The 16,886-nt window shown below is 59.0% G+C and carries 10 protein-coding genes; 2 read left to right on the top strand and 8 right to left on the bottom strand.

The window, feature by feature from the left end:
* Positions 1 to 9: 9 nt before the first annotated feature.
* The 8 genes from LRS40_RS13150 to LRS40_RS13115 form a co-directional block, all read right to left on the bottom strand.
* On the bottom strand, positions 10 to 630 hold the full coding sequence (locus LRS40_RS13150) for a YfgM family protein (RefSeq protein ID WP_231311771.1): 621 nt from the start codon (positions 628 to 630) through the stop codon (positions 10 to 12).
* A 13-nt stretch (positions 631 to 643) separates the two neighbouring features.
* Positions 644 to 1,918 carry a histidine--tRNA ligase gene (gene hisS / locus LRS40_RS13145; protein WP_142486695.1) on the bottom strand — a complete coding sequence of 425 codons (1,275 nt, stop codon included), beginning with the start codon at positions 1,916 to 1,918 and terminating at the stop codon, positions 644 to 646.
* Positions 1,919 to 2,009: 91 nt separating this feature from the next.
* The gene (ispG, locus tag LRS40_RS13140; protein ID WP_106994607.1) at positions 2,010 to 3,128 is read right to left on the bottom strand and encodes a flavodoxin-dependent (E)-4-hydroxy-3-methylbut-2-enyl-diphosphate synthase; all 1,119 of its coding nucleotides are present in this window, start codon (positions 3,126 to 3,128) and stop codon (positions 2,010 to 2,012) included.
* 30 nt (positions 3,129 to 3,158) lie between these two features.
* A complete protein-coding gene (gene rodZ / locus LRS40_RS13135; protein ID WP_142486696.1) occupies positions 3,159 to 4,157 on the bottom strand; it encodes a cytoskeleton protein RodZ in 999 nt (332 codons plus the stop codon).
* Between the two features lie 290 nt (positions 4,158 to 4,447).
* Positions 4,448 to 5,614, bottom strand: coding sequence for a bifunctional tRNA (adenosine(37)-C2)-methyltransferase TrmG/ribosomal RNA large subunit methyltransferase RlmN (locus LRS40_RS13130; RefSeq protein ID WP_142486697.1), 1,167 nt, complete (start codon positions 5,612 to 5,614; stop codon positions 4,448 to 4,450).
* A gap of 169 nt (positions 5,615 to 5,783) precedes the next feature.
* Positions 5,784 to 6,215: a nucleoside-diphosphate kinase gene (gene ndk, locus LRS40_RS13125; RefSeq protein WP_032613104.1), complete on the bottom strand. Its 432-nt coding sequence runs from the start codon at positions 6,213 to 6,215 to the stop codon at positions 5,784 to 5,786.
* Between the two features lie 155 nt (positions 6,216 to 6,370).
* Positions 6,371 to 8,695: a peptidoglycan glycosyltransferase PbpC gene (gene pbpC, locus LRS40_RS13120; RefSeq protein WP_231311770.1), complete on the bottom strand. Its 2,325-nt coding sequence runs from the start codon at positions 8,693 to 8,695 to the stop codon at positions 6,371 to 6,373.
* A gap of 1 nt (position 8,696) precedes the next feature.
* Positions 8,697 to 13,664, bottom strand: a complete 4,968-nt coding sequence (locus LRS40_RS13115; protein ID WP_231311769.1) for an alpha-2-macroglobulin — start codon at positions 13,662 to 13,664, stop codon at positions 8,697 to 8,699.
* A gap of 286 nt (positions 13,665 to 13,950) precedes the next feature.
* Here LRS40_RS13115 and LRS40_RS13110 point away from each other — a divergent pair, with 286 nt between their 5' ends.
* Entirely contained in the window at positions 13,951 to 15,495 is a 1,545-nt protein-coding gene (locus LRS40_RS13110) for a PTS transporter subunit EIIC (RefSeq protein WP_142486700.1), read from the top strand.
* An 11-nt stretch (positions 15,496 to 15,506) separates the two neighbouring features.
* A complete protein-coding gene (locus LRS40_RS13105; protein WP_231311768.1) occupies positions 15,507 to 16,874 on the top strand; it encodes a 6-phospho-alpha-glucosidase in 1,368 nt (455 codons plus the stop codon).
* Positions 16,875 to 16,886 lie beyond the last annotated feature (12 nt).

The following is a 16,886-nucleotide window of genomic DNA, read 5'->3' as shown; positions in this document are numbered from 1 at the left end:
GGGTCCCTCTCAGACGGACAAATTATTTATTTTCATCTGCATCATTTCGCTCAGCGCTGGCGAGGCGTTGCTTTTCACGCCCGCTTCCCATGCGCTGCGCGCGCCTTGTTTGTCACCTTTACTCAGCAGTGCTTCACCACGCAGGTCGGCAACAATCGAGGCAAAACCTTCACCCTTAACAGAGTCGAGGGTTTTCAGCGCTTCGTCTGTTTTCTTCTGCTGCACCTGAATACGGGCAAGACGCAGATTGATGAGCGCTTTCAGGTTATCGTTGCCTGCGGCTGCCAGACCCTGCTGCAGCTGAGCTGCCGCTTTGTCCAGCTCGCCTTTATCAACGAACTGCTGAGCCACTTCCAATGACGCCAGCGCGCCATAGGTATTTTTATTGTCGGCGGCAAATTTCTCTGCTGCCGCCAGGGTTTGTGGCCGATCGGCCTGAATGGCGCTCACGGTATTTTCATACTGTAAGGAGGAGCCACGCGCGGAATCGACCTGATGATTGTTCCAGTAACGCCAGCCCACCAGGGCACCAACCCCTAAAATGACCCCAACAGCCAGCGCTTTGCCGTTTTCAGCAAAGAAGCGTTTAATCGCATCGACCTGGTCGTTTTCGTTCTCGTACATTTCCACGCAGTCCTTCTCCTTAGCCCAGTAGAGTGCGCAAGTGCGCCGCAACGCCGTCCTGCGTTACCGTTGTTTGCTCACCAGAGCGCAGATCCTTCACCACCACTTCGCCGTTAGCCACTTCTGACTCGCCAAGTACCAGTGCAATACGCGCGCCCCACTTATCGGCACGGGCGAACTGTTTCTTAAAGTTGCCGCCGCCGTGGTTGGTCATCAGCTTAGCCGCTGGCAGCGCATCGCGCACGCGTTCGGCAAGCTGCATTGCCGCAGACTGCGTTTCCGCGCCTGAGGCCACCAGGTATATATCGACAACAGGATCGGCTTTAAATTCCGGATTAACTGCCTGAACTAACAAAACAAGTCGCTCAAGACCCATGGCGAAGCCTACTGCCGGTGCAGGACGACCACCTAACTGCTCCACCAGACCGTCGTAACGACCGCCCGCACAGACCGTTCCCTGTGAACCGAGGCTGGTGGTAACCCACTCAAACACGGTACGGTTGTAGTAGTCCAGACCGCGTACCAGGCGCTGGTTAACGGTGTAAGCAATACCGGCAGCTTCCAGCAGTTTGCACAGACCGGCAAAGTGTTCGCGGGAATCTTCGTCCAGATAATCGCCCAGGGCAGGCGCGTCGTTCAGCAGGGCCTGCACGTCCGGGTTTTTGGAATCCAGCACGCGCAGCGGGTTGCTGTACATACGACGCTTGCAGTCTTCGTCCAGCTTCTCTTTATGCTGCTCGAGGAAGGCCACCAGCGCATCGCGGTAGTTTGCACGCGCTTCAAGAGAACCGATGGAGTTCAGCTCCAGGGAGACGTGATCGGCAATACCCAGCGCGCGCCACCAGCGGGCGGTGAGCATAATCAGCTCCGCATCGATATCCGGGCCCTGCAGACCAAAGGCTTCGACACCCAGCTGGTTAAACTGACGGTAGCGACCTTTCTGAGGACGTTCGTGACGGAACATTGGGCCGATATACCACAGGCGCTGCTCCTGATTGTACAGGAGACCATGCTCGATGCCGGCGCGTACACATCCCGCCGTACCTTCCGGACGTAAGGTCAGGCTGTCGCCGTTACGATCCTCAAAGGTGTACATCTCTTTTTCAACCACATCGGTGACTTCACCGATAGCGCGTTTGAATAACGGGGTCTGCTCTACAATCGGCAAACGGATTTCACTGTAACCGTAGCTGCCGAGCACCTGCTTGAGGGTGCCTTCAATGCGCTGCCAGATGGCGGTCTCGGCAGGCAGATAATCGTTCATGCCGCGAATGGCTTGAATGTTCTTTGCCACGTTTGTTCTCTTTCTATAGACAAAAATGAACCCTGGGGTTCATAACCGAAGGGTTCAATCATACACAGGAAGCGAACCGCTTCCCATCTCGTTATTTTTCTACCTGTAGCACGCTAATGCGCTGCGCTTCATCCAGCATGGTGGCTTTGGCGCGGATGCGGGCTTCAAGCTGATCGATCATGTCGTTATTATCCAGACGATCTTTGCGGACGCCATCTTCATAGAGACCACTTTTCTTGTTACCACCCGTAACGCCCAACGTCGACACCAGCGCCTCACCCGGACCGTTCACCACACAACCGATAATCGAAACGTCCATCGGGGTGATGATATCTTCCAGACGCTGCTCGAGCGCATTCACCGTACCGATGACGTCGAACTCCTGACGCGAACAGGTCGGACAGGCGATAAAGTTGATGCCGCGGGAACGAATACGCAGTGACTTCAGGATATCGAAACCGACTTTGATCTCTTCCACCGGATCGGCGGCCAGCGAGACACGCAGAGTGTCGCCAATGCCTTCGTTCAGCAGCAGACCAAGGCCAATCGCTGATTTTACCGCACCGCTGCGCGCGCCGCCGGCTTCGGTGATCCCGAGGTGCAGCGGCTGATCGATCTGCTTCGCCAGCAGACGATAGGATTCAACGGCGAGGAAAACGTCCGAGGCTTTCACGCTGACTTTGAACTGATCGAAGTTCAGACGATCGAGATGGTCCACATGACGCATGGCCGATTCGAGCAGCGCCTGCGGGGTCGGTTCACCGTATTTTTCCTGCAGATCTTTTTCCAGCGAACCGGCATTCACGCCGATACGGATGGGGATGTTTTTGTCGCGGGCGCAATCAACGACCGCGCGGATGCGCTCTTCGCTACCGATGTTGCCAGGGTTGATACGCAGGCAATCGACGCCGTATTCCGCTACTTTCAGCGCGATACGGTAATCGAAGTGAATATCGGCAACCAGCGGAACGGAGACCTGCTGTTTGATGAGTTTAAACGCTTCTGCCGCATCCATTGTCGGCACGGAAACGCGGACAATGTCTGCGCCCACACGTTCTAACGCTTTGATCTGATTGACCGTTGCCGCCACATCGGTGGTACGGGTGTTGGTCATCGACTGAACGGCGATGGGAGCACCATCGCCAATTGGCACATTCCCGACGTAAATACGTTTCGATTTTCTACGTGGAATAGGAGCCTGGTTATGCATGGAAAATCTCCCGCGTTGCCTGTCTGTTACTTACTGTGCTGCTGATTGTTCGGCATTGAGGGTCAGACGCGCAACCTGGTTAGTTCTGATAAAACGGCTCAGATCGACAGGTTTACCCTGGAACTGGATCTGGACCGCTGCCGGAGCACCAATCTTGAGCTTATAGGGCGCCTGGCCTGCCAGATTTAACGTGCCGTCCTTACGCTGCAGTCCGCTGAACAGCTTTTTGCCGGTCGCGTCGGTCACTTCCAGCCAGCAGTCGGCGCTGAAGTTCATCACCAGCGCGTTTGGGTCGGCCGGTGCCGCCGCGACGCCAGCCGGATCGGATGGCAGGGGCTGAACCGCGTTATCCGCGGTGGCTGCCAGGGCAGTCTCGACGTTCGCCTGGGAAGGCGAAACGACGGCACTGTCAGCCGGAGCCTGGGCTGTTTGATTAGCCACTGGCGCAGTTGCCTGCGCCGTTGCCACATCCGTGGTGCCAGCAGCAGGGGCCTGCGGTTCGCTGGCGTTTGCTGAGGCGTCGGTATTCAGTGGGATGCTCTGAGCGCCCTCGCCCGCTGAGTTATTCAGCTCGGCGGAGGACTGATCGGCCATGGTGGTGATCTCTTCCTGCTGCGCTTTGTGGTTCTGCCACCACCAGGCGCCCGTCAGGCCGATAACCACAAACAAGACCAGCCAGGTAAAGCTCATCAGCCAGCCATCACGTTTTTTACGACGTTTGCCCAGCGAAAAACTCTGCATCGGCGCGACTTTCGCCGCTCTGACCGGTGCCTGTTTTTCCATCATCGGCAGCAGTTCGTCTTCAGGGATATGCACCAGTTTCGCATAGGAGCGGATATAACCACGCAGAAACGTTGAAGCAAGATCGGCAGGTGCCTTATCTTCTTCAATATCGCGGACCGTGGAAACCTTCAGACATAAGCGTTCCGCAACGGTTTGCTGGCTTAGTCCGAGTTGTTCACGGGCGTTGCGAAGACGAACGCCAGTGGAAAGTGCTGCATTTTGGTCGTGAGTGGCTTCAGTATTCATTCGCTACAACTACTGGTACGTGAAAATTGAGGATCCTGGCGCCGGTGTCACAATGCCACCCGCACCGCGAAACTTCTGGTCAGTTAACCTTAGTAAGACAGCACAATACTGTCAGGTTTTCGTTGACAGAAGCGGCTTGTCAGTGAGGCTAAACTGTTGTTGCGTCGTTACATACTGCCTTAAAGTCATATAAAACGCACCGTAATTATTACCCATACACCGGTGCAATGACTGTTTATTCGCATCTTACGCTGCCACGGCGCAGATAATGCGCCGCGGCAGCGTAATAATTACACGGCCTTGACGTCGATAGCTTCGCCCTGCATACGTTTACGCAGCGTGCGCTTGGTGCGGTCGATAACATCACCGGCCAGCTGACCACAGGCGGCATCAATATCGTCACCGCGGGTTTTACGCACGATAGTGGTGAAGCCGTACTCCATCAGTACCTTGGAGAAACGGTCGATACGGCTGTTTGAGCTACGGCCATACGGCGCGCCCGGGAACGGGTTCCATGGGATCAGGTTGATCTTGCACGGCGTATCTTTCAGCAGTGCCGCCAGCTCGTGCGCATGCTCGGTACCGTCGTTGACGTGGTCCAGCATGACGTACTCAATGGTGACGCGTCCCTGGTTAGCGTTGGACTTCGAAATGTAGCCCCGCACCGAGTTCAGGAAGGTTTCGATATTGTACTTCTTGTTGATTGGCACGATCTCATCACGGATGGCATCGTTCGGCGCATGCAGCGAAATCGCCAGCGCAACGTCAATCATATCGCCGAGCTTGTCCAGCGCAGGTACAACACCTGAGGTGGAGAGCGTCACGCGACGTTTGGACAGGCCAAAACCGAAGTCATCGAGCATGATTTCCATCGCCGGAACCACATTAGTGAGGTTCAGCAGCGGTTCGCCCATCCCCATCATCACCACGTTAGTGATAGGACGGGTGCCGGTCACTTTTGCCGCGCCGACGATCTTCGCCGCACGCCAGACCTGGCCGATGATTTCCGACACGCGCAGGTTACGGTTAAAGCCCTGCTGCGCCGTGGAGCAGAACTTGCACTCCAGCGCACAACCGACCTGGGAAGAGACGCACAGCGTGGCGCGGTCATCTTCCGGGATATAGACCGTTTCAACGCGCTGATCGCCTACGGCAATCGCCCATTTGATGGTGCCGTCAGCTGAACGCTGCTCTTCCACCACTTCCGGGGCGCGGATTTCGGCTACTTCTTTGAGTTTGTTGCGCAGGACCTTGTTGATGTCTGTCATGTCATCAAAGTTATCGCTGCAATAGTGATACATCCATTTCATAACCTGGTCGGCACGAAACGGCTTCTCGCCCATCTCTTTGAAGAACTCGCGCATCTGCTGACGGTTCAGGTCCAGCAGGTTGATTTTTCCATTTTTATTTGGAACCGCAGGAACGGCGACTTCGGAGGTATTAACTAATTCAGACATAATATATTCCGGCCTCGTTGTTACACGTTATGGCCCGTGGAGGGTTAAAAAGAAACGCCCCGGCAAGCAGTCTGCTCATCCGGGGCGTTGCATTGTACAAAGTCTGGCGCAGGGATGCCACGTCTGCACGCGGCATTTACGAAAATAATGTGTAAACGAAACCGTTAAATTAACGGGTACGCGGACACACTTCGCCTTCTGCGAAGAAGAAAGCGATTTCACGTGCAGCAGATTCTACGGAGTCGGAACCGTGGGTGCCGTTCTCGGTGAAGCTGTCAGCGTAATCGGCGCGCAGAGTACCCGCCAGAGCGTTGTCCGGGTTGGTTGCACCCAGCAGATCGCGGTGACGCTGAACGGCATTTTCGCCTTCCAGTACGGAAACCACGATTGGGCCAGAGGTCATGAACTCAACCAGGCCGTCGAAGAATGGGCGACCTTCGTGCTCAGCATAGAAACCGCGAGCTTGCTCAACGGTCAGATGCAGCATTTTAGTACCAACGATTTTGAACCCTGCCGCTTCAAAGCGAGCAAAGATGCTGCCAATAACGTTTTTTGCCACCGCGTTTGGTTTGATGATGGAAAAAGTACGTTCAATAGCCATGATTACCTCTGTGATTTGTTCTGTTGTTTTGCATTCATGCGAAATATATGGCGCGGATTATAATGAGCATTCACGCCATTGCCTATGGATGCATGTAACATTTTTTTAAAATAAGACGAGTTTTAACAACAGATCGTGGCTAAAACCTGTTTTATTTACTGCAACGTAAAATCTACGGTTGCCACCTGCCCCGCCTCATCCATCACCAGCAGTTGATAATCACCTTCATTTTCAAGATGAAGTGTGTACGTCCGCCCCTGCGCATTCAGCGGTTCACCATTCAGGAACCACCAGCGGGCCCCGTCGCTTCCGCTGGCCTGCAGCGGTAAGGACACGCGCGCCTCCCCCGGCAGACGCTTAATCACCGCTCCCTGACGAATGCCTGAAAGGATCAGCGGTGCCGGGAAGGCCTGGCCGAGCGGCGGGCAGGTTGCAGATGCCGCCGGGATACGCGCAGACCGCCGTTCCGCCTGCGGTAGCCACGGCTCCAGCGGCAGCGGCCAGACGTCGAGGGTGCGTTCCTGTGCCTGCGGGCAATCCGCCGCCACGCGTTGACCGCTGTTATCCAGCCAGACAGGGAAACGAATCCCGCGGATGCCCTCCTGCTCCGGCAGCAACAGCGTCGGCGGCTGGCTCCCCTCAAGCAGCCAGGTCGCGAGGCGGCGGCGACAGTTGCTGTCCCCGTCAGGCAGGGACTGCCCGCCCGGCCAGCAAATCACGCCGCGGCTCACCGAGGCCGGACGCGGATCGCGCGGCAGGCGCGCCTCATCCAGCGCCGAGCGCGACTGCAGCAGGTTGTTGACCTGATTTAACACCGGAACCGCGCTGGCAAAACCAAACTGCCCAGCCACCGGCGTGCCGTCCGGTCTGCCGGTCCAGATCCCGATCACGTAGCGCGCATTCAGCCCTATCGCCCAGGCATCGCGGTAGCCATAGCTGGTACCGGTTTTTATCGCCAGAGGCACCACCTGGGCAAGCGCGCTGTCCGGCAGCGGCTGTGCCTCGTTGGCCAGAATACGGCGGATGATCCACGCCGCACCGGGCGACAGCAGGGGCCGTTCAACCAGCGGGTCGCCCGGCTGCATGCGCAGTCTTCCTGCCCGTCCCTGACAGGCAAAGGCGCTGTATGCCGCGGCGATATCTTCCAGACGTGCCCCGGCGCCGCCCAGGATCAGGGAGAGGTTCGGCTGAGCGCCTGCGGGAAGCAGCAGCGGTAATCCGGCATTGCGCAACATTCCGGCAAACTTTTTCGGCCCGTAGGCTTCCAGCACCTGCACGGCGGGCAGGTTAAGGGATCGCACCAGCGCCTCGCTCATGCTGATCGGGCCATGAAAACCGCTGTCAAAATTCCCGGGACGATAATCGCCGGTGCGGCGCGGAACATCCTGCAGCAGCGAGGCCGGGTGGATCAGCCCATCGTCCATCGCCAGGCCGTAGACAAAAGGCTTAAGCACCGATCCCGGAGATCGGATCGCCGAGATCATATCCACATGGCTGAAACGGCTGTCGTCGGTAATGTCGACTGATCCAACCCAGCCGCGCACCTTCATATCGCTGTGATCGACAACGATCATTGCCAGCGAACTGCGGGGCGGTAGCCGGGATTTCCAGTTCAGCGCCAGCTCCTCCAGTTGGCGCTGCAGCGTGGCATCAAGGGTTGTCACCACTTTGGTGTCACGGCTTTTGCCGAGCATCATGCGTGAGAACAGCGGCGCCAGCTGCGGCATTTGCCGGGGGGCCAGCCATACCGGCTCCTCCTGCGACTCGCTTACCTGACGCGCGGGCCAGACGCCCTGCGAGGCCATGCGTTTGAGGACTTTATTACGTGCCGCCTCGGCGCGCTCCGGCCAGCGATCCGGGCGCAAACGGCTCGGGGCCTGCGGCAGGACGGCAAGCAGCGCGGCTTCGGAATAGCTCAGCTGCGCAGGGGCTTTCCCCAGGTAGGCCCAGCTGGCGGCTCCCACCCCCTGCAGCGTGCCGCCAAAGGGGGCGCGGTTCAGATAGAGGGTCAGGATTTCACGTTTGGAGAGGTGCCACTCCAGCTGAAGCGCGCGCCAGAGCTGACGCACTTTGCCGCCCAGGGTGCGGGGATGGGGATCCAGCAGGCGGGCTACCTGCATGGTCAGCGTACTGCCGCCCGACACCACCTTCCCGGCAGTCAGATCCTGCCAGGCGGCACGCAGCACCGAGAACGGGTTAACGCCAGGATGATCCCAGAACCAGCGATCTTCATACTGGATCAGGGCCTCGAGATAGCGCGGCGAGACCTCTTCGATGGTGACCGGATAGCGCCAGATCCCGTCGCGATCGGCAAATCGCCACAGCGGGATCCCCTTTTCATCCACTACCACCCGGGCGGGATTGACCTCGTGTAGCGGCAGTGGCCACAGGCGATCGGCAGCAATGACGCCGCCCCACAGCAGAAGTATCGCCCCCGCCAGCCATAGCCAGCGGGAGCCTGTCCATTTCCGATACTGCACGTTACGGAACGACGATCAGCGGGCCGCTGGCCGCACCCGTTGCCCGCCACTGCGGCACGTACATCGATTCCACCAGCGGCACGGGCACCGCATAGGTTCCCGGCGTGACGGCGCGGGCCAGATAGACCAGCGTCACCGGCTGGCCTTCATTGACCGGCACGGCGGCGACAAAGCGATCGTCGCGGAACTCCATATGCTGAATGTCGGCCTGCTGCATCTGGCTGAGCAGGTTTTGCACCTCGCTGCCGCTCTCCTGCAGGCTGGCGCTGCTGCTGGCCAGGTTCTGGTTTTCCAGCTCCAGCCCGGCAGGCAACAGGTCAACTACCAGGGCATCCGGCACGTTCTGGCTGGCGGTCACATTCAGCCAGACCAGCACCAGCTCGCCGCTCTTCAGGGAGGAGAGGGATTTACTGCTGCCATCGGTCGCCAGAATCTGACGTTCAATTCTCAGCACGTTAGAAGCAGGCTGCGGCGCGTATTGTGGATAGCCGCTGCTGTCCAGGCGCACCCACAGCGGCGCAGTGCCGGTATTGGTAACCTGCAGGGCGGCCAGCCGATCGGCATCGAGGTTCTGCACCTGCGGTTTGTCACCACGGACGTTGCCTTCCGCCAGCGTGGTAGTGGCCTGCCACGCCCCGGAAAGGGTCTGCAGGGAACGACCCGCCAGGAACAGGGCATTGCTCTCCTGGGTAGAGAGCCAACGCTGGCTGAACGCATGCTGAGACAGGACGTTCAGCAGCGTGCTCTGCGCATCCGGCAGCAGGTTGTACTCTTCCAGCAGGCTCAGCATCATTGCGTTATCACGCAGTGGGCTACCATAATCGGCCATCCAGCTCTGCGTTTCGCTGCGCGGTGTTTTGAGGGCCAGATCCAGCGCCTGCTGGCTGCGCGGCGCATCGCCCATCAGCTTCAGCGCCAGCCCCAGCTGCATCAGCGGCAGGCCCGATTTTGCCTGCGCACGACGCTCCCAGATTTCGCGCAATGCCCCGAGAGGGGCTTTCTGCTGACGTGCCAGCACCAGCGCAGCATAGGCCTGGATCGCAAACTTGCTGCCCTGAATATCGTCGCTGTAGCGGACCGCCATCATGCCCGGATCCTGCAGGTAGCGCAGCAGGCGGTTGTTGGCATTGTTAACGGCATCCGCCGGCACGCTGTAGCCCTGCTCACCCGCGCGCACCAGGAAATCGGTGACGTAGGCGGTGAGCCAGTACTCTTCCGGCCCCTCTTTATCCCAAAGGGCGAATCCGCCGTCGTTACGCTGCATCTGCAGCAGGCGGGATATGCCGATCTCAATGGCTGCCCGACGCTTCTCGTCGCTGTCGCCCTTAATACCCAGCGCGTTCAGCTGTGCGGCACTGGTATAGAGCGACGGGAACAGGCCGCTGGCGGTCTGCTCCAGACAGCCATACGGATAGGCCTGCAGTTCACGAATGTAACGGGCCAGGTTGAGCGGCGGCTTGCCGCTGAGCAGAAGTTGCCCCTGTAACGTCACCGGTGAGAAATTAGCGATGTGCTGTTCCGGCGCGTGCCAGCTTTCACCCGGTTTGAGCATCGTACCGGTATTCACCGTTTGCGCCGGGAACGCCGGACGCACGCCGATTTTCCAGCTCTTCTGCTGTGGCGCAAAGGTTTCACCCGGGAGCGTCAGGCCGCTGACCTGGGCGGCGACTTCGCCCTCGCCGTAACCCTCCAGCGCCCGCACCGGAATAAACAGCGTCGTGCGTTCACCGGCCGCCAGCTGCACCGGCTGCGGCTGGGCGCCTTCCAGCGCCAGATTGCCGCCGGCGGTCAGCGCCACGTTCAGGGTCTGAGGACGATCGGTGAGGTTGGTCAGATCCAGCGTCAGCCGGGCGTTATCGCCGCTGGCAAGGAAGCGCGGGGTATTCAGCTCGGTAATCACGGGTGCGGCAACGACCACTTTGCTCTCACTGCTGCCGAAATCGTCATCGGTCCAGGCCTGGGCCATCAGACGCAGCTCGCCGTTAAAGTCGCCAATCGGCAACGAAACGGTGCCCTCGCCGTTGGCGTCCAGCTCCACCGGCTGCGCCTGCTGGGCGATGATGGTCACATGGTTGACCGGCGGTTTACCGCCACGTTTGAGCTCATCGCCATCACCGCCAAAGCGCAGCGATGCCAGCCGCCCCTGGCCTTCAATTACCTGGCCGTAGATATCGTAGATGTCCGCGCCATAGCGCTTCTGACCAAAGAATGCCTGCCACGGATCGGGGGTGACGTAATCGGTAATGTTGAGTACGCCGCTGTCCACCGCCGAGACCAGCACGTTAACTTTCTGCGGGGTGGCACCCTCTTTCACGCTGGCTTTCACTTTGACCGCCAGGGTCTGGTTTGGCCGCATTTTTTGCGGGTTGTCCAGCGCAATGCTCAGGCGACGGCTCTCATCGCCCATCGGCAGATGCAGCAGGCCCACCGCCCGTTTTGGCGTGGCCGATTTGGATTTATCGCCAGGGCGAACCACCAGCGTGGAAAGATAGAGATCGTGACGTTTCCAGGCTTTATCCACCGGGATGGTCATATCCAGCCCCTCAGTCGGGACGTCGATCTCCTTCCACCACAGCGGCCCTTCGCTGGATTCGATCATCGCATAGCCTTTCCCTGCCGCCGGAGCGGCAATGTGCAGCTTGATGGTCTCCCCGGGCTGATAGGCCGGTTTATCCAGCTTCATCGTCACCCGGTCCGGACGTGCCGCCCCGGTGCCGTCACTGTTGTCCTGCCAGCTGTAGCCTGCCCAGAAGCGCACGCTGCTGATCGCCTCATCCGGGGCTTTCACCTCCAGACGATAGGAGCCCCACTCCACCGGGAAGCTCACTTTTCCGGTCTCGTCGGCGGCCAGGTCCAGCGCCTGTTCGCCCTCAATCAGATCTTTTTGATCAAACTGCGACTGCCAACCGTCGCTCTCGGACCAGTTCCAGGAGTAGTCGCGGCGCTCACGGATCAGGCGCACCTGCAGGCCAGAGACCGCTTTTTTCGCCCCGCTGGCATCGGCATAAACAATATCGAACCCGGCCTGGCTGTTCTCCTCGACAATCGGCTGGTTGACGGTGGTATCGGTGCGGTAGTCATAGACCGCTTTGCTGGCGAACTGCGGACGGATGCCCGGCAGGGTCGCCGCTGGCCAGACGGCCTGCTCCGCCCGTCGGGTGACAGGTCGGCCGCCGGACTCCAGCAGGCTGGCCTGCAAAACCACCTGCAACGGGGAGTGAGTCTCTTTCCACTGGCTGTCGCTGCTCACCTGCCCGCGCCCCCGATCGTTGAGGGTCAGCTGCACTTCATCGAGGCTGCGGCTCAGGTTCTCTTCGGCAATATCCCCGAACTGGAAGCCCGGCAGGGCGGCCACGGCTTCCCGTAGCGGACGCAGGAAGAGCTGCCCCTGCAGGCTGTTGCCGTTGGCGGGCGCACCGTACAGGTAATACCCCGTCACATCGAACGCGACAGGATCCTGCGGTGAAACCGGCGTTTTTTGCCCGGCAATATTGAGCGCCATGCGCTCTGGCATAAAGTCTTCGACGTGGAAATCCCACATCCGCTGCTGGTTATCCCCGGTGCTGGCGCGGACATGCCACATCCCGGTTTGCGCCCCGCTCTCAAGCGGGTAGTCAAAGCGGTAGAGGCCATTTGCAGGCTGGCTGACCAGGGTGCGCGCCACCTGGCCGTCCGGGCGCAGCACCTCCAGCTTCACCGGCTGGTCGGGGAGCGGTTTGCCGTCGCTGTCGCGCAGCAGGCCGTTGAGGATCACCGTTTCGCCCGGGCGGTAGAGATCCCGCGGGCCAAACATAAAGAACTGTTTAGTGAAGCCAGGCGCGCCGGAGATGGCAAACTCCGCCAGATCCAGCGCCGGAAGAGTGAGATCCAGCAGCGTGGTCTGCCCGTCCTTGCGGGCGAGGAGCAGCGCCGCCTCTTTGTCGGTCTGCAGCGTCGCGTGGCCGTCAGCGTCACTGGTGGCCTGCGCCAGCGTCTGCCCTTTATCGTTAAGGAGCTGCACTTCGATTGCCGATTGCGCCGCACCGTTCTCCAGGCTCTGGGTAAAGATATCCAGCCGGTTATGGTAGCGGTGTGCGGAGAGACCAATATCGCTGAGGGTAAACAGGGTGGCGGCGTTACTGTAGTTGTAATGCCCGGCCTGATTCATCACCGCGATATAGACGCCCGCCTGCTGTAACGGCTTGATATCCGCCAGCGGCAGGAGCAGTTTTTCACGGGTATTACGCGCCGGGTTAAGGTCGAAACGGCCGGTGTAGACCAGATCCGCCATCTTCAGCAGATTGTCGGACTCCCAGTTGGTGAGCGAGTTGCGGTACTCCCACTGGCTGACAAAGGCGGCTAATGATTCAGGTTTAACCCGGTAGAAATTCACATCGACGTTATTCACGTTCAGCGCCATCACCGGCAGCCCTTCCACCACCTTACCCGGCAGCAGCGAGCCGCGGCTGGCAAAACCGACGCTCGGCTCAATGTCGCGGGTGGTAATGGCTTTTTCGACGTCGCTGCCAAAGGTGTTTTTGTTCAGCGCCAGCAGATCGCGCTCGACGGTGACCACCAGGTTGCGGTTCGGCTCCAGATGGCGCAGGCGCAGCTCTTTCAGATTCGGCGCCAGCTCCCAGGCGCCATCAACCTTGCCGCTTTTTTTGTCGACCACGTGCACCGTCCGGGCGAAATCCTGCGATGGATCGAGCGGCACCGAGAAGGTCAGCACCAGGGCAGCGGCCCCGTCCAGCTGGATCTCAGACGCATCCAGCAGGGTCAGCGTTTTACCCATGCTTTGCGCGGCCAGTTTCTCCAGCGTGGCGTTGTCCGGCTTTGCCGGCGCAGAGGCAGGCGCTGGCGTAGAGGTGGAAGCGGTAGCTGTGGCGGGTGCCGCTGAAGAGGTCTTGTCGTCACTGTCATCACAGCCGACAAGCGTGATGGTGGTAAGCAGCGCTAATGACAGCGCGGCAAGGCGAAACGGTTTCATCCTTTATCCCTGGCCTTGCGGGCCTGTTGGTCGTCGTCGGGATAAGTATTATCCGCAAGTTTCATTAATACAAAAGTGTCGATTTCAATTCTGGACAGCGTCTCGCAAAGTTTTCTGCGTGGATAACATTCTGGCTGCTGGCGCGATCACAGCGTTAAAGGTTACATGTAACCTTTAACGTCATTTGTTTTTAAAACAACAAGATAGCTGGCTAAGTTCGCGTTTGCCCTGCTAATTTTAACGTTATGACGCACCCTGAGTGCGCGGTTCAATAAGAGAGAACGTCATGAAACGAGCCGTGAACGCCCTACAAAATTTCGGAAAATCACTGTACGGACCGGTACTTATCCTGCCTATTGTCGGTCTTTTCATTGCTTTTGGTAATGTGTTGGGTAACGGCGCCCTTGCCGGTTATCTGCCGTTCCTCGGCCATCCGCTGATCCAGAGCATCGGCCAGCTGATTTCAAAATCCGCCGTCTCGGTGCTGGTGAACCTGGCGCTGGTGTTTGCCGTGGGTATCCCCATCGGTCTGGCAACGCGTGACAAAGGTTACGCGGCGCTGATAGGCCTGGTGACCTTCGTGGTGTTTATTAACGCCATGAACGTGACCCTGAATCTGCAGGGCGCGCTGGCCCCGGCGGACCAGATGAAAGCGGCCGGACAGAGCATGGTGTTGGGCGTGCAGGTGCTGGAGATGGGCGTGTTTGCCGGGATCCTCACCGGGGCGCTGTCGGGCTATCTGTATAACAAATACTCCGGCGTGCAGTTTAACGGCGCGATGGCGATCTACTCGGGGCACTGCTTCGTCGCCATCATTATGCTCCCGGTCTCCATGCTGCTGGGGGTGGTGATGAGCGAGCTGTGGCCGTTTGCCCAGAACGGGATCAGCGCCATGGCCTTAGCCATTAAAGGCTCCGGGGCGTTTGGGGTAGCGATTTACGGCTTCCTTGAGCGCATCCTGGTGCCCACCGGCCTGCACCATCTGGTCTATACCCCTTTCCTCTATACCGAACTGGGCGGCACCCAGGAGGTCTGCGGTGCCACCTATCAGGGCGCGCGCAATATCTACTTTGCCGAGATGGCCTGCCCGGAGGTGAAGCAGCTCAGCAGCACCGCGGTGTGGGATGCCCGCGGCATCAGCAAGATGTTTGGCCTGCCTGCCGCGGCGCTGGCGATGTATGTCACCGCCAAACCGGAGCGTAAAGCCGCAGCGAAAGCGATTCTGATCCCGGCGGCGCTCACCTCCCTGCTGGTGGGGGTGACCGAGCCGATCGAGTTCTCCTTCCTGTTCGTCGCCCCGCTGCTGTTTGTGGTGCACGCGGTGCTGACCGGGATCGGCATGATGCTCTTTTATCTGCTGGGGGTGCACGCCATCGGGGCCAACGGCATTATCGATTTCATTCTTTATAACCTGCCGCTGGGCACCGAAAAATCCAACTGGCCGATGTACATCCTGGTCGGGCTGATCATGTTCGCCCTCTACTTCGCGATCTTCCGCTTCCTGATCCTGCATTTCCGCATGAAGACGCCGGGACGCGAAGAAGAGGATCAGGAGACCCGTCTGTACAGCAAGCAGGAGTACCAGGCGAAAGGCAGCAATGATGGTCTGGGCGAGGCGATTGTGGTCGGCCTCGGCGGACGCGAAAACATCGAGGTGGTGGATAACTGCTACACCCGTCTTCGCGTCACGGTGAAAGACGTTGCCATCATCGACGAGCCACGGCTTAAGGCGACGGGCGCGAAAGGCATTATCAAGCAAGGTAACAACGTTCAGGTGGTCTACGGGCTGCATGTCAAAAAAATGCGAGAAGCGGTCGAGACGGTTCTCTGAAGGAGATAAACATGATTACACCCCCATTTATTCTCTCTATCGCCGGTGGCGGCAGCACCTATACGCCCGGGATTGTGAAAAGCCTGATGGTACAGCTGGATAAATTCCCGCTGGCGGAAATTCGCCTCTACGACATTGATGCCGCGCGGCAAAACACCATCGCGCCGGTGGTGGAGAAGGTCATTCGCGATCACAGCCAGAGCATCAAATTTACCGTTACCAGCGACCCGGAAGTGGCGTTCAGCGGGGCCCATTTCGTCTTCGCCCAGATGCGCGTCGGCCAGTACAAAATGCGCGAGCAGGATGAGAAGATCCCCCTGCGTCATGGGGTGGTCGGTCAGGAGACCTGCGGCCCGGGCGGGCTGGCCTATGGCCTGCGTACTATCCTGCCGATGGTTGAGCTGATCGACATGGTTGACCGCTATGCCCATGAGAAGGCGTGGATCGTCAACTACTCCAACCCGGCGGCCATCGTCGCCGAGGGCGTACGTCGCCTGCGTCCGGACGCCCGGGTACTGAACATTTGCGATATGCCGGTAGCGGCGATGCGTAACATGGGGGCCATTCTGGGTGTGGATCGCCACAAGCTGGAGGTGGACTACTTCGGTCTGAACCATTTCGGCTGGTTTACCCGCGTGCTGGTGGACGGCGAGGATAAACTGCCGGAGCTGCGTCGCCATGTCGCAAAATTTGGTCTGCTGACCGAAGATGCGGCCAAAACTGACCCGCAGCACTCGGATCCGTCGTGGGTGAAAACCTGGCGCAACATCAAACCGATCATGGATAACTTCCCGGAGTATCTGCCGAACCCGTATCTGCAGTACTACCTGATGCCGAATCAGATCGTGGATCACCAGAATCCGGACTATACCCGCGCCAACGAAGTGATGAACGGTCGCGAGAAAAAGCTGTTTGCCGCCGCACAAGAGTATAAACAGACCGGGATCCTGCCGGATGCATTCCACGTGGGGGTGCACGGCGAGTTTATCGTGGATGTGGCCCGCTCGCTGGCGTTTAACCTGCGCCAGCGCCATCTGGTGATGGTGGAAAACCGGGGGGCGATCGTCAACCTGCCGTACGACGCGATGGTTGAGGTCCCGGCCTATATTACAAGCGAAGGTCCAGAGCCGATCCGCATCGGCCGGGTGCCATTGTTCCATCAGACCCTGCTGCAACAGCAGCTGGCCTCAGAGCAGCTGCTGGTGGAAGCCACCATCGAAGGCAGCTATGAGAAAGCCTTGCAGGCGTTCACCCTGAACCGCACCGTGCCAACCATGGAACATGCCAAAGCGATTCTGGATGAGATGATTGAGGCCAACTGGGAATACTGGCCTGCGCTGCAAAAAGCCTGGCAGGATGGGGAAGCGGTGAAAAAATAAGGGCTTGCTCGC

This window comes from Leclercia sp. G3L (assembly GCF_021117075.1).
In the GTDB taxonomy this organism is placed as follows: Bacteria; Pseudomonadota; Gammaproteobacteria; order Enterobacterales; family Enterobacteriaceae; genus Enterobacter; species Enterobacter adecarboxylatus_C.
The sequence above is the reverse complement of the archived record's forward strand: the minus strand, read 5'-3'. Positions and strand labels throughout refer to the sequence as shown.